The organism is Pseudarthrobacter woesei (assembly GCF_055412745.1).
This window is the reverse complement of the sequence record NZ_JBVAYU010000016.1, coordinates 12370-33072: the sequence shown is the minus strand read 5'-3', so window position 1 is coordinate 33072 and position 20703 is coordinate 12370. Positions and strand designations below refer to the sequence as shown.

18 protein-coding genes are annotated in these 20703 nt (G+C 64.0%); 12 read left to right on the top strand and 6 right to left on the bottom strand.

Features of this window, described 5'->3' with window-relative positions:
* Positions 1–51: 51 nt before the first annotated feature.
* Together ACZYZE_RS17135 and ACZYZE_RS17130 are read left to right on the top strand one after the other, a co-directional pair.
* Positions 52–891, top strand: a complete 840-nt coding sequence (locus ACZYZE_RS17135; RefSeq protein ID WP_463909092.1) for a PRD domain-containing protein — start codon at positions 52–54, stop codon at positions 889–891.
* 289 nt (positions 892–1180) lie between these two features.
* The gene (locus ACZYZE_RS17130) at positions 1181–2380 is read left to right on the top strand and encodes a luciferase domain-containing protein (protein ID WP_463909090.1); all 1200 of its coding nucleotides are present in this window, start codon (positions 1181–1183) and stop codon (positions 2378–2380) included.
* 173 nt (positions 2381–2553) lie between these two features.
* Here the strand turns inward: ACZYZE_RS17130 and ACZYZE_RS17125 are convergent, their stop codons facing one another.
* Positions 2554–2709, bottom strand: coding sequence for a hypothetical protein (locus ACZYZE_RS17125; protein WP_463909149.1), 156 nt, complete (start codon positions 2707–2709; stop codon positions 2554–2556).
* Between ACZYZE_RS17125 and ACZYZE_RS17120 the strand changes: the two genes are divergently transcribed.
* A complete protein-coding gene (locus ACZYZE_RS17120) occupies positions 2677–3216 on the top strand; it encodes an NADPH-dependent F420 reductase (RefSeq protein ID WP_463909147.1) in 540 nt (179 codons plus the stop codon). The genes ACZYZE_RS17125 and ACZYZE_RS17120 overlap by 33 nt on opposite strands.
* A 126-nt stretch (positions 3217–3342) precedes the next feature.
* Here ACZYZE_RS17120 and ACZYZE_RS17115 read toward each other — a convergent pair whose 3' ends face one another.
* Genes ACZYZE_RS17115 through ACZYZE_RS17105 form a run of 3 tightly spaced genes read right to left on the bottom strand, consistent with a single transcriptional unit; the run spans position 3343 to position 7354 of the window.
* Positions 3343–4443: an NAD(P)-dependent alcohol dehydrogenase gene (locus tag ACZYZE_RS17115; RefSeq protein WP_463909088.1), complete on the bottom strand. Its 1101-nt coding sequence runs from the start codon at positions 4441–4443 to the stop codon at positions 3343–3345.
* A 40-nt stretch (positions 4444–4483) separates the two neighbouring features.
* A complete protein-coding gene (locus tag ACZYZE_RS17110; protein ID WP_463909086.1) occupies positions 4484–5935 on the bottom strand; it encodes an aldehyde dehydrogenase in 1452 nt (483 codons plus the stop codon).
* A gap of 60 nt (positions 5936–5995) precedes the next feature.
* Positions 5996–7354, bottom strand: a complete 1359-nt coding sequence (locus ACZYZE_RS17105) for an MFS transporter (protein WP_463909084.1) — start codon at positions 7352–7354, stop codon at positions 5996–5998.
* 173 nt (positions 7355–7527) lie between these two features.
* On the opposite strand from ACZYZE_RS17105, the gene ACZYZE_RS17100 reads away from it, so the two are divergent.
* From ACZYZE_RS17100 to ACZYZE_RS17070, 7 genes are all read left to right on the top strand, one after another.
* Positions 7528–8361 (top strand): PaaX family transcriptional regulator, encoded by an 834-nt coding sequence (locus ACZYZE_RS17100; protein WP_463909082.1) that lies wholly within the window; start codon positions 7528–7530, stop codon positions 8359–8361.
* Positions 8362–8534: 173 nt separating this feature from the next.
* Positions 8535–10109, top strand: coding sequence for an FAD-dependent monooxygenase (locus ACZYZE_RS17095; protein ID WP_463909080.1), 1575 nt, complete (start codon positions 8535–8537; stop codon positions 10107–10109).
* Complete coding sequence (locus tag ACZYZE_RS17090) at positions 10102–12138, top strand: acetate--CoA ligase family protein (RefSeq protein WP_463909078.1); 2037 nt, start codon at positions 10102–10104, stop codon at positions 12136–12138. Before ACZYZE_RS17095 ends, ACZYZE_RS17090 begins: the two co-directional genes overlap by 8 nt.
* Positions 12135–13808 carry a (2,3-dihydroxybenzoyl)adenylate synthase gene (locus ACZYZE_RS17085; RefSeq protein WP_463909077.1) on the top strand — a complete coding sequence of 558 codons (1674 nt, stop codon included), beginning with the start codon at positions 12135–12137 and terminating at the stop codon, positions 13806–13808. Before ACZYZE_RS17090 ends, ACZYZE_RS17085 begins: the two co-directional genes overlap by 4 nt.
* A gap of 9 nt (positions 13809–13817) precedes the next feature.
* A complete protein-coding gene (locus tag ACZYZE_RS17080; RefSeq protein ID WP_463909075.1) occupies positions 13818–14942 on the top strand; it encodes a cupin domain-containing protein in 1125 nt (374 codons plus the stop codon).
* Complete coding sequence (locus ACZYZE_RS17075; protein WP_463909073.1) at positions 14939–15760, top strand: fumarylacetoacetate hydrolase family protein; 822 nt, start codon at positions 14939–14941, stop codon at positions 15758–15760. Before ACZYZE_RS17080 ends, ACZYZE_RS17075 begins: the two co-directional genes overlap by 4 nt.
* Entirely contained in the window at positions 15760–16518 is a 759-nt protein-coding gene (locus ACZYZE_RS17070) for a maleylpyruvate isomerase family mycothiol-dependent enzyme (RefSeq protein WP_463909071.1), read from the top strand. Before ACZYZE_RS17075 ends, ACZYZE_RS17070 begins: the two co-directional genes overlap by 1 nt.
* A 340-nt stretch (positions 16519–16858) precedes the next feature.
* Here ACZYZE_RS17070 and ACZYZE_RS17065 read toward each other — a convergent pair whose 3' ends face one another.
* Entirely contained in the window at positions 16859–17176 is a 318-nt protein-coding gene (locus ACZYZE_RS17065; RefSeq protein WP_463909069.1) for an alpha/beta fold hydrolase, read from the bottom strand.
* 267 nt (positions 17177–17443) lie between these two features.
* Entirely contained in the window at positions 17444–18154 is a 711-nt protein-coding gene (locus tag ACZYZE_RS17060) for an SDR family oxidoreductase (RefSeq protein ID WP_463909068.1), read from the bottom strand.
* Between the two features lie 169 nt (positions 18155–18323).
* Here ACZYZE_RS17060 and ACZYZE_RS17055 point away from each other — a divergent pair, with 169 nt between their 5' ends.
* Positions 18324–19241: a LysR substrate-binding domain-containing protein gene (locus ACZYZE_RS17055; RefSeq protein ID WP_463909066.1), complete on the top strand. Its 918-nt coding sequence runs from the start codon at positions 18324–18326 to the stop codon at positions 19239–19241.
* Positions 19242–19333: 92 nt separating this feature from the next.
* Positions 19334–20701 carry an MFS transporter gene (locus tag ACZYZE_RS17050; protein WP_463909064.1) on the top strand — a complete coding sequence of 456 codons (1368 nt, stop codon included), beginning with the start codon at positions 19334–19336 and terminating at the stop codon, positions 20699–20701.
* Positions 20702–20703: the final 2 nt, after the last annotated feature.

Genomic DNA, 20703 nt, shown 5'->3' with positions numbered 1-20703 from the left:
CAGAGCGGCTCCCGCCCGGCCCCTCACATCGAAGGCAGGAGTGACAACGACGTGGAAATCCTGCGCGTATTCAACAACAACGTGGTCCTCGCCCGCAACGGCAGCCGCGAGGTAATTCTCACCGGCCGCGGCCTGGGCTTCCAGGCTAAGCCCGGTCAACAGATTGACCCCTCAAAGGTGTTGCGTACGTTCGTACCCGAGGACGGACGCGACCCCGACCAGTTGGGAGCCATGGTCGCAGCCATCCCGCCCGAGCACCTCGTGCTTGCGGAACAGGCACTCGAAGCGAGGCGGACGGAGCTGTCCATCCCGCGAAGCTCCGTGCTGTCCATCGCCCTGGCAGATCACCTGAGCTTCGCCATCAAGCGTCTCCAACTCGGTATGCCCTTCGACTATCCCCTTCGGGCGGAGGTATCCCACCTTTACCCGGCGGAGTTGCAGGCCGCCCGACGCATCCTCGAGCACATCAATGCCCATCTGGAGGTTCCCCTCGCCGACGACGAGGCTGTGCCGATCACCCTGCACCTCGTCAACGCCGGCTTCGCCACCGGCGACCTCTCGTACACCTATCAGATGACGGGAGTATTCACTCAGCTTTTCGAAGTCCTCGAGCAGGCGTATGAACGCCCCTTCGACAGGAATACCGTCAACGCGGCCCGGTTTATCACCCATCTGCGCTACTTTTTCGTCCGCGCCAACTCCGGCAAGCAGCTCGAGGAGAGCGCCAGCAAACTCCGTGAGGCGATCAGGGGCTCCTACCCCGACGCCTACTCCACCGCCCGCAAGCTGCAGGCCGTCCTCGAGCTCAGGCTCGGCGAACCACTGACCGAGGACGAGGTCACGTACCTCACCCTCCACGTGGCGCGCATGGTGGATGAAGACCGCTTGTAGATTTCACGACGCTTACGCTGGCGCGATCTGACAGGATCGGGCGACAGCCGCTTTCGGCGACCTGGCACCATATGTGGCGACCCTGCTCACCGAGCTGAGAGGGTGGACACTCCTGCCCGGCGCCCTGGCAACCTTGGTGGCGCTGGCGGTGCTCCCTTCCCTGGCCCCGGATGCCGGAAACCTCCGGCAAGCGTTTCTGATCCCAGGAGTCGATCCAGGAATACTTGACCGCGAATGATGGTTGAAGCTTCAAGTAGACTCAATTCCAACGAACCGAGCAGGAGCCATCATGCCAGTCCCCGATCAGCCTACGGCTGTGGAAGAACCATCCCAGACCCCATCACATGTGGTGGTAACCGCCGGCTCCTCCGATCCGGCGGCGCCTCTGGTGGTGCTGTTGCATGGCCGCGGCTCAAGCGAGCGAGAGATCATTGCCCTCGCCGATCAGTTGCCGCCAGGCCCCGCCTACGCCGCAGTGCGGGCGCCCATCGCCGAGGGCGGCGGCTTTGCATGGTTTGCCAACCGTGGCATCGGCCGCCCGATTGCGGAGTCGCTGACTGCTTCCATGGCGTGGTTCCGAAACTGGCTCGATACTGCCGCCCCGGACGGACGGCCTGTCGTGCTCGTCGGCTTCAGCGGGGGCGCAGCATTCGCTGGTGGGCTGATTCTTGCAGATCCGCAACGCTTTTCCGGTGCGGCCATTCTGTATGGCACGTTGCCGTTCGACGCCGGGGTCCCCGTCACGCCGGCCCGACTGACTGGCCTTCCGGTCTTCGTCGCCCAGGGCGACCAGGACAGGGTTATCCCGCCGGAGTTGCTGAATCGCACGTGGCAGTACCTGCTGACCGAATCTGCAGCCCCTGCCTATGCCCGCCGCGACCCCGGGGGGCACCAGATTAGCGCTCAGACGCTCGGTGAACTCGGGGGCTGGATTCACGAGCGCTTTTCGTTCCTTACCCGCCCAGAGGCAGATGACCGCAATGCTGACAGCGTTCTCTGGACGGCGCTGCCGGAGGGGCACCTGCCTCTCCGGGCCGGTCAGCGTCCCGCCGTGTCGTGGACAATCCCGCAGGAACAGCTCAATGACAACGCGCCACGGCAGCTCCAGGAAAGCTTGTTCGCCCGGATCCGTTTGCTCGCCGGCGTCTCAACCTCGCAGTCAGCAATCTCCGTCCCAGGTGCGCGGGGCCTCATGGTAAAGCCGGCGCCCGAAGCCCCCGTCGATTCGTTTCTGGTTCCCTCAGCCGGTGAGTTCGCCCACCAGCACCCTTCCCATGACGGTTCGCTCCACCTTGCACTGCCGCCGGACCTGGTCGCGGACGCCGTCGCCAAGGGCTGGGCGACGGCCCACCCGCTGGCCGGGATCCGATTGGCTCGAGGCATGGTCATGGTCTACGGGCCCCGCGACGAGAATGAACTGCACGTGGTTGCCGCAATGGTAGAGACCAGCCACGCATACGCCACAGGGGCCAACGCCGATAGTTTGTAATACCTTCCGGCGTGGCCCCGCGCGTTGCCCCACCAAGTCGTCGTCGCATCTCCGACCAAAAAGCCCGGCCGGGACCCTCCCAGCCGGGCTTTTTGGCATCCACTGCTCGGCATCTGGCCAGCGGACGTCTCAGGAACGCTGGGGACCGCAGGCTCCGAGGTCCCTGTGACTCGTCAGAAGATGATGACCGGCTTGATCGTCTTGCCGCTCCTGGAGTCTTCGAAGCCCTGATTGATGTCGTCAAGCGTGTAGTCACTGACGAGCTTTTCGAACGGGAAACGGCCGTCCTTCCAGAGCTGGAGCAGCCGGGGAATGAAGACCTGCGGCACGCAAGCGTTACCTTCGGCACCACAGCCGACGCCCCGCAAGGTGACATCGTGGTCCTGGCTGTCCCCTTCGACGCCGCCAAGTCCGTCGTTAGCGCTTATGGCGACGCTTTGGCGGGCAAGACCGTCGTCGACATCACCAACCCGGTGAACTTCGAGACCTTCGATTCCCTGGTGGTTGAGCCCGGCAACTCCGCCGCCGAGGAAATCGCACAGCTTGCCCCGGCAGACGCCAACGTGGTCAAGGCGTTCAACACGACCTTCGCCGGCACCCTGGTGGCCGGGGAGTCGGGCGGACAGCCGCTGGACGTTTTCATCGCGGGGGACAACGCAAAAGCCAACACTGCTGTCAGCGGCTTCGTCAGCACCGGCGGCATGCGCCCCCTGGTCGTCGGTCCGCTTAAGCGCGCCCGCGAACTGGAAGGGTTCCAGTTTGTCCTCATGACGATGCAGGCCAACCCGGAGTTTGCCGACTTCAACTGGGACACCGGACTTCAGGTCACCAAGTAGCAGCGGTCCGGCAATAGCCGACACCCGGTTAGCCAAGAGGACGACGGCGGGAACTCTCCCGCCGTCGTCCTCTTTTGTCCAAGATGATCATGGCCAGAGTGCATCCGAGTGAAAACCAGTCGGTGCCTAGTAGACGATGACAGGCTTGATGACGGTGCCCTTGGCTGAGTCTTCGAACCCCTGGTTGATTTCGCTCAGACTGTAATTTTGCATCAGTTTGTCCATGGGGAACCGGCCGTCCTTCCACAACTGGATGAGCTTGGGAATGAACACCTGCGGTACGGAACTTCCCTGGATTACCGTTTTGAACGTCCAGCCTCTTACCAGCGACAGACCGATCTCAAACGAGACCTCGGTTCCGGGTGCTGCGGCGCCAACCAGCGCCAGCGTGCCCCGGAGGGCCAGCGCGTCAGCTGCCTTGCGGAGCAGTTCCGGCCGGGCGGTCGTGTCGACCACGTAGTCAGCTCCACGGCCGTCCGTCAGGCGGAGGATCTCGTCGGTCAGGTCGGCTTCCTTCGTGTTGATGACGTCCGTCGCTCCCAGTTCTTTCGCGAGGTCGAGCCGGGACGTGTGGATGTCGACGGCGATGATACGGGCGCACCCGGCGATCCCGCCGGCCATGATGGCACCCGATCCGACGGCGCCGGTCCCGATGACCACGAGCGTGCTGTTCAGCGTGGGCTTGAGTTCGTTGAGGACGGCCCCGGCTCCGGTCTGGATGCCGCAACCGAGCGGGGCGACGATCTCCAGGGGAACGTCGGAGTCGATACGGACCACGCTTTCCTCGACGACGTTGGCGTAGGTCGCGAACGACGATTGGCCGAAGAAGTGGGAGGAGATCACTTCCCCGTCCCTGCTCAGTGCCGTGGTCCCGTCGGGCCTCCGGCCCCCGAAGTCGGCGGCGAAGAGGTTCTCGCAGTACGCCATCTGGCCGGAGCGGCAGCGGTCGCACTTACCGCAATAGGCGGCCGCGAGGAGGACGTGGTCGCCCGGCTGCACAGTGGTAACCGAATCCCCGATCCTCTCGACAATCCCGGCCCCCTCGTGTCCAAGGACGGCCGGCAGGGGTGTGGGATAAACCTGGTCACGCACGATGGCATCCGTGTGGCAGACACCTGAGGCCACCATTTTTACGAGCACCTCGTTAGGGCGGAGTTCGTCCAGCTCAAGTTCTTCGATTGTGAGGGGTTGCCGTGGCTCCCGGGCCACTGCTGCGGTTACCTGCATAGTCGTTTCATTCCTTTTTTCGGATGCCTCGGGCTCGGATTTAGAAGGGGTACTGCTGGTCGGACTGCTCCACAGTGATCCACTTCAGCTCGGTGAACTCGTTGATGACGGCCCTGCCATCGAACCTGCCGTAGCCACTGTTTTTCATGCCGCCGTAGGGGGCCTGGGCTTCGTTCTGGACGGTTGCCCCGTTGACGTGCACGTGTCCTGCTTGGATTCGCATCGCAACCTGCAACGCCCGGGTGCTGTCGGCGCCGAAAACGGCCGCAGCGAGACCGTACTCCGTATCGTTTGCGACCTGGACTGCCTCTTCGACGCCGGAAACGCGGACCACCGTGGTGATCGGTCCGAAGGTTTCCTGATCGTAGATGGACATTTCGGGCCGCACTTTGTCGATGATGGTGGCTGGCATCGATGCACCGTCGGCACGGGCACCGACGACAAGTTCCGCGCCCTTAGCGAGTGCATCATCGATCAGTCCGTTGATCCTGGGACCCGACTCTTCGCGGATCATGGGGCCGACGATGCAGGCTTCGTCGGTCAGCGGGTCTCCGGCGGCCAGCTGCCCTGCGCGTGCGGCGAACTTGGAAACGAACTCGTCGGCCACGCTCTCGTCAACGACGAAACGTTCGGTCGACATGCAGATCTGACCCTGGTAGAGGAAGGAGCCGAAGACGGCCGCATTGACGGCTCCGTCGATGTCGGCGTCATCGAGGACGACAAACGGTGCCTTGCCGCCAAGCTCGAGCAGCACCGGTTTGAGGTACCGGGCCGCCTTTTCGGCGATGATGCGGCCCACTGCCGTCGAACCGGTGAAGTTGATCCGGCGAACGGCCGGGTGCGCGATGATGGATTCCACGACCCGGTCAGAATCTTCCGCGGTGCTTGTCAGGAAGTTCAGCACGCCGGCCGGAAGTCCAGCCTCGTGCAGGACCTCGGCAATGATCGCATGGGTCTTCGGACTGGTCTCCGACGCACGGAAGACCACCGTGTTGCCGCAAACGATAGGGTACGCAATGGCCCGGGCCGCAAGCACGCCTGCTCCATTCCAGGGGGCCATGCTTAGAACAACCCCGGCGGGCTGCCGGACCGTCATCGAGAGTGTCCCCGGCTTGTCCGTCGGGAGGGTCTCCCCCTGAATCTGGGTGGCGAGCCCGGCTGCTTCGCGGAAGAGCTGCGCGGTGAGGAAGACGTTGAACCCGGCCCAGAGCTGGGCTGCACCAACTTCAGACATCATTGTCTCGATGAACTCCGGGCCGCGCCGCTCCATGATGTCTGCGGCTTTGAGCATCACAGCCCGCCGTTCCGTGGGGCCGGAAGTGGACCAGGTACTGAAGGCCTGTGATGCCGACTCAACAGCGTCGAGTGCGTCGTCGACGCCGGCTGCCGCGCTTTCAGTCACGAGCACGCCTGTCACTGGGTTGCGCCGCTCGAACGTCTTGCCTTCACGGCCGTTCCGGGGCTGGTTGTCAATGATGAGTTGCGTTTGCAAGTGGACTCCTTAGTTGGATTCTGCCGGGTAAGCCGGCAGTCGGGCTTGGCAATACGGTTCTTAGTGCTTGGGCGTGCTGCTGGATATGTGAGGCTCAGACGTCGCTGAAGCGGTGTCCGTGGATGCGGCGCCAGGGAGGCGCGGTACGGTCAGGACCGCGACGACGCCGATTGCTGCTGCTATCGCCCAGACGGAGAAGTTGATGAAGTTGCCCAGTGAGGCGGCCACCAGCACGCCGCCGCCGGAGATGGCCAGGACGGCGCCGATCCGTCCGACGCCGAGTGTGATGCCCAGTGCGGTGGCCCGGGTTGCGCCGGAGAAGTACGTTGCGACAAATCCGTTGACCAGGATCTGGGCGCCCACTGACCCGAAGCCGACGACCGCGACCAGCAGGTACATGACCGGGAGCGGCATGACGCCTGTTCCCATCAAAACCAGCGCTACTCCGGAACTGGCGAAGGCCGTTGCGGTAACGGGCCGGGGGCCGAAGCGGTCGGCAAGGCGGGAGGAAACGAGCACTCCCACGACGGCGCCGATGTTGACTGTCAGGAGGAATGTCAGGGAGGAGGCCAGCGAGTATTTGGCGATGACCATGAGTTGCGGCAGCCAGGTATTGAGCCCGTACACGAGGGTCTGGCCACAGACACCGGCCAGGCTGAAGAGGATCATCGCACGGAGCAGACGCCCGGTCAGCAGGGTGCGGAAACGGCCCTGCACGGGCGCGCCCCCTTGTGCTGCCGCTGCGGGCAGCGGCTCCAACCCGTATTCGGCGGTGATGCGTTCCGCCTGTACCCGGTCTCCCCTGGCGGCGAGGAATGCTGGGGACTCGGGAAGGAACTTGTACAACAGAGGCACGACGGCGATGAGTGGTACGCCACCGAGTGCCAGCATGCCGCGGAATCCGAGCGTGGGCAGGAAGGCGAGGGCGAGGAGCGCGGCGAGGATCCCGCCGACAGCGTATCCGGAGAACATCAGTGCGTTATTGAAGTTACGTTGGTTCGACTTGGAGAACTCCACGGTCAGTGCAATCGCCGTGGGGATCACCCCGCCCAGTCCGAGGCCCGCGAGGAAACGGAACAAGCCGAACAGCTCGGGGGTTGGCGCCCAAGCGGTCAGCAGCATCAGCAGCGAGAAAGAGGCGATGGAAACCATCATGACCTTCCGGCGCCCTACGATGTCGGTCAGGTATCCGATCAGGATGGCGCCAATGAACATTCCGGCCAGCGCATAGCTGCCGATGGCGCCGGTCTGCACCGGAGTCAGGCCCCAGGGTTCGTAGGCCAGGAGCTTGGGGACGATGGCACCATAGACGACCAGATCGTATCCGTCGAAGACGATTGCCAGGAAGCAGAGAAAGATGACAGCGGCTGCCGATTTGCGAGGGCGAACCGGAGATGAGACAGGCGATTGAAAAGCCATTGAGGACTCCAGGTGATATACACGACGTTGTGGCTGTGCAAAAGATGAGGGGTCGTTCGGCTGTGATCTGACCCACAACTGAATGTAACATAAATGTGTTGTGCGTCAACAGTGGTGTTGCACATTCCCCTAGTGGACAACCCGCCCGTGCACGCAAGTATTGGAGAAGCCTTATGCAGTGGAAGCCCAGAGCCCTGATCCTGGATCTTTTTGGGGACTACCTCCGGTATGCCGGGAGCGAAGTAAAGCTCGCTGACATCACGGAACTCCTCGCGGTCTTTGATATTGAGGCGGCCACGGTCCGCGTCAACCTCTCGCGCATGCGCAAGGAGGACTGGTTCACTACCCGGCGCGTCGGGCGGGAAACGGTCTACTCCCTGACCCCCCACATGCTGGAGATCCTCAACGAGGGCCGCGAACGGATCTTCCGGCGGCGGGACGAAATGTGGGAGGGGCGCTGGACCATGGCCATCTACCAGGTTCCGGAATCCGAACGCGCCGTCCGTGAACAGCTCCGGAAGCAGCTCGCCTGGCATGGTTTCGGCCAGCTGTCGCCGTCGACCTGGCTGAGCCCGCACGATCTCATCTCCGCGGTCCGTGAAATCGCCGCCGAATATCCGCTGGCCAAAGTTGATGCCCTCTGGTGCGGGACAGGCGACCTCGAGGAGGACAGGGACCTTGCCGCACGGTGCTGGGATCTCGAGCAGCTCGGCGCGGACTATCGGCAATTCATCCGCACCTATGCCGCCCTTGATGATGAGGCAGCCAACGCCGGCAAGGACGGGCGAACGGCACTCATCGAGCGCATGCAGATTATCGGCGACTTCCGTCGCTTCCCTTTCCGGGACCCCCACCTGCCCCTCGAACTGCAGCCCCAGGGCTGGCCCAGCAGTGAGGCGTACAGCCTGTTTGGTGCAATCCACCGCCAGCTCGGTCCTGCCGCCACGGAATTCGTCTCCGGCATCATTGGTCAGCCCGTCGGGCAAGGCCAGGAGGTCGTCGCTTAACTCGTCGAGGACCGGAAGCCGGCCGTGGTTTGTCGAGGCAATCATCGGAAGGCCCGTTGCCCCGGTCCAGAGGAGGATATGTAACAAATACTTGACGAGGCGCAGGGAACCGTTACATAATGAGAACGAGACGTAGCACACGTCCTCCCCCAAATCTCTAAAAGGTGGCATCGATGGCACTTCGCGTAGCCTGCATTGGCGGCGGTCCCGGCGGACTGTTCTTCTCAACCCTGTTCAAGCAGACCGTTCCCGACGCCGACGTCGTGCTCTTTGAGCGGAACCAGGCAACTGACGCCTTCGGCTTTGGCGTGGTCTTCTCCGACGCAACGCTGAACCGGATCAACGACGCCGACCCCGTAGTCCGCAACGGACTCCGGGACCACGGCACCCACTGGGATGACATCGAGGTCTGGCTCAAAGGCGAACAGAAGTCCTTCGCCGGCAACGGCATGGCCGCCATCTACCGCAAGACCCTCCTGAAGCTCATGCAGGACCGGGCAGCAGAAGTCGGCGTCGATATGCGCTTTGGCCAGTACGTCCCCGACCTGTCCCAGCTCGATGACTTCGACCTGATCGTAGGCGCTGACGGCGCCAACTCCTCCACCCGCGAACAGCTCGGCGACGGCTTGGGTCACACCGCCGAGACCGCGACGGCCAAGTTCATCTGGTTCGGCACCACCTACAAGTTTAATGGGCTCACCTTCGTTCACCGGCAAAGCGAATTCGGCAACTTCGCGGTCCACGGATACCCGATCAGCGACGACCTGAGCACCTTCATCGTGGAAACCGACGAAGACACCTGGCGGAAGGCCGGCCTCGACGAATTTGATGCCAGCCAGCCCCCGGGACCCTCCGATCTCAAGACCCAGCGTTTCCTCGAGAAACTGTTCGCCGAAGACATCGCCGGTGAACCGCTGGTGGCCAACAACTCCCGGTGGGCGAATTTCCGCACCCGCCGCACCCGCTCCTGGCACAAGGGCAACGTCGTCCTGCTCGGGGACGCTGTACACACCGCCCACTTTTCCGTCGGTTCCGGCACCAAGATGGCCATGGAAGACGCCATCACACTGGTCCGTGAAGTCGCGGCGCACCAGGACGACCTCGAACTGGCCTTCACAAATTACGAAGCCGAACGCCAGCCGCAGGTCGCCAAGATCCAGAACCAGGCCCGCGGGGGCCTGAGCTGGTGGGAACACTTCGCCCGCTACTACAACTCCTTCGACCCGACCCAGTTCACCTTCCACTTCTTCTCGCGCAGCATCGACATCGACAAGATCCGCCAGCGCGACCCGGAGCTCGTTGCGTCTGCGGAACACGACTGGCTGGCCAGACACGGCAACTCACCGCTGGAGACGCCGCTGATCGCAGGATCCGTCGAGTTCGCGGGGCGCCAGCTCTCCCTGGCAGAGCAGAAAGGCCAGGTGGCTTTGACCGGCCCCGGCGGCAGTATTGCCCTGAGTACCAACCCGGCCGACGCCGACGCTAACACCGGGCTGCTGCTCACCGCGCCTGATACCGAAGCGGGGCTGGCGGCTGCCTTCGAGCACCTGCCTGCCCGGGCTGCTGCCGTTGTCATCCGGGGCGGCAATCCGTTCACACGGATCCTCCTCTCAGAGGAAGCCCGCCTGGGCCGCGGCCTGACAAGCGTCATCGTCGATGACCGGGGGCCGGTGTCGGCCCTGACCCTGGTGCTCTCCGGCCGCGCCGATGCCGTTGCAACGGCAGGCACGGAGGCAACCAATGCATAGCCTCACTCCGTTGTTCGCACCCCGCGGCATCATCGTCGTGGGCGCCTCGTCCACTCCGGAAAAGCTCGGCGCCGTCATGGCACAGTCGCTGTCCAACTACCCGGCTCCCGTTGAACTCGTCAACAGCCGCGGCGAAAACGGCATGCACACCAGCATCGCCGACGCCGCAGCAGCAATTCCGGACGGTCCCGATCTGGCAGTGCTCTGCGTACCCGCTGCAGCCACCGCCCAGGCCCTACGCGATAGTGCAGCAAGCGGCGCCAAGGCCGCCCTTGTCTGCGCCGGAGGATTCGCCGAAGCCGGCGGTCCGGGCGTCGAATTCGCCCTCCAGGTGGAGGCAGCGATCCGGGACACCGGCATTCGGCTCCTCGGCCCCAACACGTCCGGCTTCTTCGTGCCCCGCCGCAACCTGCGCGCCAGCTTCGTCCCCGGCGTCGCGGAACTGGAACCGGGTTCGGTGGCCGTCGTGGCGGCAAGCGGCGGAGTCAACCACGTCCTGGCATTCCACCTGCAGCGCGCCGGCGCGGGCGTCAGCCTCGCCGTCGGCATCGGCGCGGGCACAGACATCAGCGCACCCGATGTCCTCGACTACCTGATCTCCGATGAACAAACCAAGGCAGTCGCCCTGCACCTCGAAACCGTCGCCGACGGACCAGCACTCCTCGACGCCGTTTCACGCCTCAGTGCCATCAAACCGGTCGTGGCGTTGGTGGTCGGGCGAAATGACGTCTCGGAGTTCGCCCAGTCCCACACGGGTGCCCTGGCCACATCCTGGCGCACCACACGGGCGGTCCTGAAGCAAGCCGGCGCTGTGATCGTCGACGACGAGAACCAGCTGGTGGCCGCTGTCACCGCCTTGGCCGGGCGCCGGCTTGCCCCGGCGGCAAACCCCGGAGTCGGACTCATCACGGGGCAGGCAGGCCCCGGACTTTTGATCGCCGATGCCCTCAACAGCGCCGGCGTGACGCTGCCGCGCCTGGCCCAGGCCAGCCAGGACACCATCGGCACGCTGCTGCCGCCGTTGACCTTCCAGGCCAACCCCGTGGACACCGGCCGCCCCGGTCCCGGCTATGAAAAGGTCGTGGCCGCCGTTGCCTCCGACCCGGCCATTGATGTCGTAGCGGTGTACGGACTGACCGAACCCGTCACCGACCTTCCTCTCGCCGTCGCCAGTTCCGGAGTGGCTGGCACAATGCCGTTCCTGATCGGCGTGGACGGGCCCGACGGCGACCTCGAACGCGCGAAAAAGTCAGCGCAGCAGCACGACCTGCCACTGATCAGCGGACCGACCTCGCTGGCCCATGGCATTGCCGCCCTGGTCAACGACGCCCGCGGGCAACACCAGCGCGCCGAAGCACCCGCCGGAACCTTCACCTGGCCGGCAATTGAAGGGCCCTGGGACGAGAACCGCGCCAAGGAACTCCTCGGCGCACTCGGCATCGCCACCCCCGCCCGGCGAAGCTGCAGCACCCGCGCCGCGGCTCAAGACGCTCTCTCCGAGCTGGGCGGTCCGGTTGCGGTCAAACTGCTCGACGCCGCGGTTCTGCACAAGACCGAGATCGGTGGTGTGCACCTGGGGGTGGACTCCCCCGAGACCATGGACCGGGCCCTGGACGGCCTCGAGGCCGCCGGTGCCCGCGAATTCCTGGTCGAGGCAATGGCCCCATCCGGTATCGACCTGGTGGTCGGCGTCCGCCGCGACCCTGTCTTCGGTCCGATCGCCGTGCTGGGCCTGGGTGGCACCACCGCGGAGATTTTCGCCGATATTTCCATCCGGTCCGCTCCCCTGTCCGCCCGTGTGGCGGAGGGCATGCCCGGTGATCTGCAGGCTCGCGAGCTCTTGTACGGGTTCCGTTCCGGGCCGATGCTGGAGACGGAGGAGTTGGCGGCCCTGCTGGTCAGGCTCGGCGATGCGCTTGATTCCAATGACGCAATCGCAGAAATCGAAATCAACCCCCTGCGCCTGACCCATGATGGGCTCGTGGCCCTTGATGCAGTTGTTATCAATGTCGAGGAGGACATGAAATGACCAGCCACACCAGTGAGGGAACCATCCCCTGGCCGGCGGACCTTGCGGCAGAGTTCCGCAGCAAGGGCTACTGGGAAGACCGACCGCTCGGCGCATACATCCTCGAAACGGCCGATCGGCTGCCGGAAAAAATCGCGATAGTGGACGGAGACGTCCGCCTCAGCTACGCCGAAGTGGCCAACAGAATGGACGCGGCCGCGGGACGCCTCCTGCAGTTGGGCCTGAAAGCGGACGACCGCATCATGGTCCAGTTGCCCAACGGCTGGCAGTTCACGGTGCTGACCCTGGCGTGTTTCCGGGCCGGCATCATCCCGGTGATGGCGCTGCCGGCGCACCGGCAATATGAGCTGTCGTTCCTCACTGAACTCTCCGAATCGCGGGCCATCGCCGTACCGGACGTGATCAAGGACTTTGACCACCAGGCGATGGCCGAAGAACTTGCCTCACGCATTCCGTCGCTGGAGATCATCCTTGTTTCCGGTGCAGCGAACCCCTTGAACGTACGTCTCGAGGAAATCCTGGCACCGGGCAAGGATGTGTCGGGGGCCCGCGCACGGCTGGACGCCGCTGCACCGTCGCCTGACTCACCAGCCCTGTTTCTGCTCTCGGGGGGCACCACCGGGCTGCCCAAACTGATTACCAGGACGCATAACGACTACGCCTACAACATCAAAGCTACGTCAATTCCCACCGGAGTCACCGAGGACACTGTCTATTTGGGCACCCTTCCGGCCAGCCACAACTTTCCGCTGGCCTGCCCTGGCATCCTCGGAATCCTGTTCGCCGGTGGGCGCGTGGTCATGCTACCGAGCCCCGAACCGCGGAAGGCCTTCGCCGCTATCGAACATGAGGGTGTGACACTTTCAACCGCGGTCCCCGCAGTGGCCCAGCGATGGATTGAGTACCAGCTGGAAGCAGGCACCAAGCAGCTGGCCAGCCTTGAGGTGCTTCAGGTCGGCGGCTCGCGCCTTCCGGACGAGATTGCCCGGAAAGTGAAGCCGGTCCTGGGCGCGACGCTGCAGCAGGTCTTTGGCATGGCCGAGGGACTTATCAACACCACCCGGCTGGACGATCCTGAAGACGTCATCTGCACCACGCAGGGCCGCCCCGTGTCCGAAGCCGACGAGGTCCGCATCGTCGATGAGGCCGGCGAGGACCTGCCGGACGGCGTCCCCGGCTCCATCCTGACCCGCGGATCCTACACTCCCAGGGGCTATTACCGCGCCCCCGAGGCCAACTCCCGGGCCTTCACCGCCGACGGCTGGTACGCCAGCGGTGACATTGTCGAGCGGCGTCCCGACGGGAACCTGATCGTCCAGGGTCGGGACAAGGACATGATCAACCGCGGCGGAGAGAAAATCTCGGCCGAGGAAATCGAAAGCCTGGTTTACCGGATCGATGACGTGACCATGGCAGCCGCGGTCGCCATGCCGGACCCGATGCTTGGTGAACGGCTCTGCCTCTACATCACGGTCAAACCCGGACGTGAAGTAACTCTCGCCCAGATCCAGGACATGCTGCGCCGCACCGGCGTAGCGGCCTTCAAGATTCCCGAACACCTGGTGGTCCTCGATGAACTGCCCACAACCAAGGTGGGCAAGATCAACAAGAAAGACCTCCGCGCCGACATCGCCGACCGCCTCGCATCCGCGGGCGCCCACGCAAAGTAGAGGATTGCCATGACTGAGAACATCACCCATGAGTCAGTTGCTGCCAGCCACGCCCTGCCGGAGCCGACGCCCGAGGAAGCCGCCCAGCTCAAGGAGCTGTACCGGGATTTTGACCGGGAGAACCTGATCCCGCTCTGGACCGAGATCGGGGACCTGATGCCGATGGTCCCGACGCCCAAGGCGGTGCCCCACGTGTGGCGGTGGAGTGACCTGTATCCGCTGGCTGCCCGCGCCGGCGACCTGGTTCCGGTGGGCCGTGGTGGGGAACGCCGCGCGATCGCCCTGGCCAATCCGGGCCTCGCCGGGACGCCGTATGCCACTCCGACACTGTGGGCAGCGATCCAGTACCTTGGCGCCCGCGAGACCGCCCCGGAGCACCGCCACTCGCAGAACGCGTTCCGCTTCGTTGTCGAGGGCGAGGGTGTCTGGACGGTCGTGAACGGGGACCCGGTCCGGATGTCCCGGGGCGATTTCCTGCTGACCCCGGGCTGGAACTTCCACGGCCACCACAACGACACCGATGAGCCGATGGCCTGGATCGACGGCCTGGACATCCCGTTTGTGCACTACGCTGACGCCGGATTCTTCGAGTTCGGCACCGAGCGGGTCACCGACGAGGCCACCCCGGACATCTCCCGCTCCGAGCGGCTCTGGGCCCACCCGGGCCTGCGCCCGCTTTCGGGCCTGGATGACACCACGAGCTCCCCGATCGCCGCGTACCGCTGGAAATACACGGACCGGGCCCTGGCCGAGCAGCTGCTGCTCGAGGACGAGGGGCACCCGGCCACCGTCTCCCAGGGCCACGCCGCCGTCCGCTACACCAACCCGACCACCGGCGGGGACGTGATGCCGACCATCCGGGCTGAATTCCACCGGCTCCGCGCCGGCGCCTCCACCGAAACCCTCCGCGAGGTCGGCTCCAGCGTCTGGCAGGTCTTCGAAGGGACCGGCTCGGTGGTCCTCAACGGCGAAACCAGGACCCTGGAGAAGGGCGACCTGTTCGTCGTCCCGTCCTGGGCTGCCTGGTCGCTGCAGGCGGAGACCGAATTTGATCTCTTCCACTTCAGCGACGCCCCCATTTTCGAACGGCTGAACTTCAACCGGACCTACATCGAAGGACGCAACAACAAATGAGACTCCTCACCCTCCGCACCGAAAACGGCACCAAGGCTGTCCGCCAGGACGGGACCACCCTGACCGAGATCGACGGCTTCGCCGACGTCGGAGCGCTGCTCCGCTCATCCAACTGGGAAGCGAACGCGCAGGCCGCCACGGGTGCCACGCACCCGCTCGAGGGCGCGGACCTGGCCGCTGTCGTCCCCTCCCCCGGCAAGATCATCTGCGTGGGCCACAACTACCGCAACCACATCAAGGAAATGGGCCGGGAAGTCCCCGAGTTCCCCACCCTGTTCGCCAAGTACCAGGAATCCCTGATCGGCCCGAACGATGACCTGGCCCTGCCGCAGGAATCCGACACGGTCGACTGGGAGTCCGAGCTCGCCGTCGTGATCGGCAAGAAGGGCCGCCGGATCGCCGAGGCCGACGCCGCGGACCACATCGCCGGTTACGCGGTCCTGAACGACGTGTCCATGCGCGACTACCAGTTCCGCACCGTCCAGTGGCTGCAGGGCAAGACCTGGGAGAAGTCCACCCCGTTCGGCCCGGCCCTGGTCACCCGGGACGAGTTCAGCGGCGGCCTCATGACCACCGCCCTCGACGGCGAGATCCAGCAGCAGACGCCCACCACCGACGTCGTCTTCACCCCGGAGTTCCTGGTCTCCTACATCTCCACCATCATCACCCTGAACCCTGGCGACGTCATCGCCACCGGCACCCCGGGAGGGGTGGGCCACGCCCAGGACCCGAAGCGCTACCTGCAGGAAGGCCAGCTCCTGGTCACCACCATCGAGGGCCTGGGAGAGCTGAAGAACCGCGTGGTCAAGGAAGCCTGATGGTTGCCCGCCACGACCAGACGACCGACCCGGAGCTGCTGGCGGCCCTGCTGCAGGCGCGCCGGGGCACGGCGTTCTTCGCCCGCAAGCTCAACGAACTCACCGACGCGGAGCTCGACGGCGATTCGCTGCTGCCGGGCTGGACCCGCCGGCACATCACGGCGCACATCGGCTACAACGCCCGGGCTATCGCCCGGCTCGTCGAGTGGGCAGCCACCGGGGTGGAAACCCCGATGTACGCCTCCACCGCGGTCCGGGACCACGAGATCGACTTCGGGGCAACCCTGAGCCCGATCGCGCTGCGGCACCTGTTCGACCACTCCGCCGTGCACCTGAACGTCGAATGGCGGGACCTGCCCGAGGACGCCTGGCACCACAGAGTCCGGACCATCCAGGGCCGCGAAGTGCCCGCCACCGAAACCGTCTGGATGCGCACCCGCGAAGTCTGGATCCACGCCGTCGACCTCGACAACGGCGCCAGTTTCCAGGACATCCCGGAACCCGTGCTGGAACGGTTGCTGGCAGACATCACCGGCGCCTGGCACACCCGCGGCACCGATGAGGGCCTCCTCGTCAAGGCCACAGACCGGAACCTCACCCTCGGGGACACGGCGTCGGCGGCCCCCACCCTGGTCTCCGGCCCGCTCGCGTCCGTCGTCGAGTGGGCCGCCGGACGCGGCAGTGCCGGCGTGACCGCCGCCGGTACCGGCATCGCAGCCACCAACGGCACGGTTCCGGCCGCCCCGAAATGGATCTGAGCCACAGCGCCTGACCCCATCATGACAAGGAAAGCCCCCTCAAATTCGAGGGGGCTTTCACAATCGCGCTCAGCCGAGTCGACAGACCGTAATTCAAAGACGCTATGAGTGAGTCCGAGAAGTTGTCCGCCAGGCCTCTTCCGATCTGGATCCTCGAGGCAGGTTGAGGCCCGGGGCGGTCGGCCCGCAGCGTCACGGCCGTTGGTGGCACCGATGGATCGTTTGCAGGTGCAGTGTCTTCTGGACAACGCTTCGTTGGATGTGGCGCCCAGCTGAAGGCTTTCCTGCGCACCATCACGACGCAGGAGTTCAAGCGGCCAGTGAGGCCCTAGGGTCACCACTACCGCAGGGACCGCCGGAGGAAAGCGAGCAGTTCCCGGTTGAAGTCCTCGGGTTCGTTCCAGTGAGGGCAGTGCCCACCGTTTTCAAACACGGAACGGGACGAGTCGGGCAGGGACTGCGCAAACCACTGCATCCCTGCTAGCGGGAATGACGGCGAGTAACGGCCGGCGGCTACCCAGGACGGCACATTGACCGTCGGAACGACGTCCCGCCAGTCGGCGGTGAAGTGATCGACCATCAGTTGAAGCACGGCCCCTTCGGGGAAATCGACGAGGCCCCCGACTTCGGTGAGGAGCTGTCCGACGTGGGGCGGCATTGGGGGCTATAGGGAGCCGTGATCGTCATAGACAAGACGAACGCCGTCCGTGGTTCGAAACGACTTTTCATGACCAGTCAATTGCGCCTCCTTGGGCAACGAGGTTTGTACGTTTTTCGCGGTGCGTGCCGTCATGCTCCGTAGCGTCGATTTTCGCTAGGGTTTCACCCTGAACCGGCCCAGAGCGTCGCTTACCTTTTATTTGACGACTCTGGCTGGTGGGCCAAGGTCGTCGCGGACACTGTATTCACAAGGTCTTGATTGTCCTCAGATTGGATTCGATCCGACTGTAAGTCCGCCACAGACATACAGCGTCTGGCCCGTTACGAACCCGGATCGCTCGTGGAGGAAGAAACCGGCAGCGTTGGCGATGTCATCGGGCTGGCCGAGCCTGCCGACGGGAACGGACGAAATGATGGCTTTGGTCTGCGGCGAGTCTTCCGGATTTGCGTTCATGAACAACTCGGTGGCGATCGGTCCAGGCCCGATCGCGTTGACCGTAATCCCGGCTCCTCCGAGTTCTAGGGCCCATGTCCGGGTCAAGCCAATAAGGCCAGCCTTAGCGGCAGCATAGGCGGTGCGTAGTTCCTTGCCGAGAGCAGCGCGCGAGGACATGTTGACGATGCGACCGAATCCAGCTTCTGTCATGCCTTCGAGGACACTTTGGGTGCACTGCACGGCACATCGGAGGTTCAGTGCGTGTGATTGATCAAGTTGGCCCAGAGTCTGCTCCCGGAGCGGAGCCGGGAAGACGGCGCCAACGTTGTTGACCAGGCGTGTAATAGGACCATCCAACAGGGCCGTTTCCAGGGCTTCCGCGGTGCTGTCGACGTCGGAAAGGTCCGCGATAATCGAGCGACCGACGCTTGCGTGCTGCCTGTCGAGGATTACAACCTCCCATCCCTGTTCGAGTCCGTGCAGTGCGATTGCGCGTCCGATTCCTGACGCGCCGCCGGTGACCAAAAGACGTTCGACCATGAGATTTCCTTCCTCCGCACACATCGGCATGAGCGGAACGCTGTTGCTTCGGCGCAACACACGCTCTCTAGTATCCGTCCAAAGAGGCTGGGATAGTACCTGACTTTCATACTAATTGGGGCTAATCTGATTCCTAGAACAGAATAATCAAATTAGGGAGCACAGCGTCGTGGATATCAAGGATCTTGAGGCTTTCGCCGTTGTAGCCGAAGAACTCCATTTCGGCAGGGCGGCCGCCAAGCTGCACATCTCCCAGCCGCCGCTTAGTGCGCGCATTAAGCAGCTCGAACAAAGTCTCGGCCTCCAGCTGTTCGAGCGAAGCACGCGCAGCGTTGCGCTGACTGATGCAGGTTCAAGGTTGCTGGTTCCGGCACGAAAGGTGCTCAGCCAGGTTGTCGCGGTCCAGAATCTCGCTGAATCAATCGCCGCCGGAGACCAGGGGCGGGTGCGGATCGCCTTCGCCGGCGCCTCGAGCCAGCGCGCCCTTCCGCTATTGACCCGGGCGGTGCGGGAGTCGCATCCCGGAATCGAGTTGCAGCTGGAATCACAGACCTACGTGTATACGGCGCTGGACAAGCTCCTTGAGGGCTCGCTGGATCTTGCTTTCGCGCGCCTTCCTACGCCGCACCCGGAGCTCGAATCGCGCGTGGTCGAAGTCGAGCAGATTCTATGTGCACTGCCGGAGGGGCATCCACGGGCCAATCAGCCCAATCTTTCGCTGGCGGACCTACACGACGAAGATTTTGTCAGCCTTCCCTCTGACACCGGATCAATTCTCCAGGCCACCATGTTTGCCCTCTGCATCACAGCCGGGTTCAGGCCACGGGTGGTCCAGGTGTCGCCCGACTCGGCGACCGCGCTTGCCCTTGTAGCTGCCGGGGCGGGCATCACCATCACCCTGAGTTCCGTGACGCCGGCGCAGTCCGTCGGAATCGTCTACCGGGAACTGGTCGACATTAACCCCAGCCATATGTTCGCAACGCTGACCTGGCGCAAGGATGACCAGTCCCCCGCGCTTGCGGCAGTCCTGAAGGTCTCGGAGTCGGCTCTACCCACCCCTGATCTTTCTGGTTTCGCTCTCAAATGAGAGGCAATTGGTATTTCTATTGAGAAGAATCTGTAGCTAGTCTCTTGAGAAGGCACCAAATCACACGCCCTCAATGAAGAGAGACAATTGCGATGACAACAACACCTGTGGCGGTAGATCCGGGCATCGAGGCCCGTGTCTTCCGAAAAGTGACGGTCAAGGTTCTTCCGCTCCTAATGCTCGGGATGTTCATCTCCTATATAGACCGCGCCAATCTCGGCGTGATCGCAGGCCCGCTGTCTAAGGACCTGGGCCTGACTGCTGCGACATTCGGCCTCGCGGCCGGTTTCTTCTACATCGGCTATCTGTTGTTCGAGATCCCCTCGAACATGTTCCTCGTCAAGGTGGGCGCACGAATCTGGCTGGCGCGGATCATGGTCTCTTGGGGCATCGTGACCATCGCCATGGCATGGATGCAGAACGATGTCACCCTCTACATCATGCGGTTCCTGCTCGGATTGGCTGAGGCGGGCTACTCTCCCGGGGCGATGCTCTTCCTCGCTCTCTGGTGCCCGGCCCGACTGCTGCCGAAAGCAATTTCGTGGCTCAACCTCGCTGTCCCTGTCGCCTTGGCGACCGGCTCCGTAGTGACGTCATCGATCCTTCTCATGGATGGCGTCGGCGGCATCGCCGGGTGGCGTTGGGTTTTCGTCCTCGAAGGCCTGCCGGCAATCATCCTCGCCGTCGTCATCTTCTTCCTCCTGCCGTCCTCGCCGGCAAAGGCGCCTTGGCTGGACGAAAAAGAAAAGGCATACCTTGCGCAGAACGTCACACAGCGAACGGATTCCGGAGCCCATGAACTCAAACAGCTCCCGGCAGCGCTGCGGAGGCCGTCACTCTGGGCGTTCGCCGTCACGTACTTCTTCATCCTGATCGGATTCTGGTCGATCACGTACTTCCTCCCCACAATCGTCAAAGAGCAATTCCACCTCGACCCTGTCGCATCCGGTTACGTCTCCGCGCTTCCGTGGATCTTCTCGGCGATCGTCATGTTTGTTATCCTCCGCAGCATCTCCCGGACGGGTGAACGTCGTTGGCACCTCACCATCCCGATGGTTGCCGCCGCGCTGGGACTTCTCATCGGAGTTCTCTCGGGGAACCCCTTCCTGTCACTCATTGGCGTGAGCGTCGCCGCTGCCGGCTTCTTCGCCGTCCTGTCCACGTTCCAGGCGACCGTCGCGCAGGTCTATGCCGGCGCACTGGCCGCCGTGTCCATTGCCCTGGTCAACTCTGTCGGTAACACCAGCGGACTCGTCGGCCCCTACATTCTGGGGTGGCTTACCGACCTCACCGGAACGACCTCCGCAGGGCTCCTGGTCATGTCCGGCTTCTTCGCCCTCGCGGCAATCTTGCTCTACATCCTGATCGGATGGGCTGACCGCCACACAGGGGGCCTCCGCGGGACTTTGAATACCGAAATGGCTGCACGGACAGCCGACAAACCGCACACCGAAGGATGACC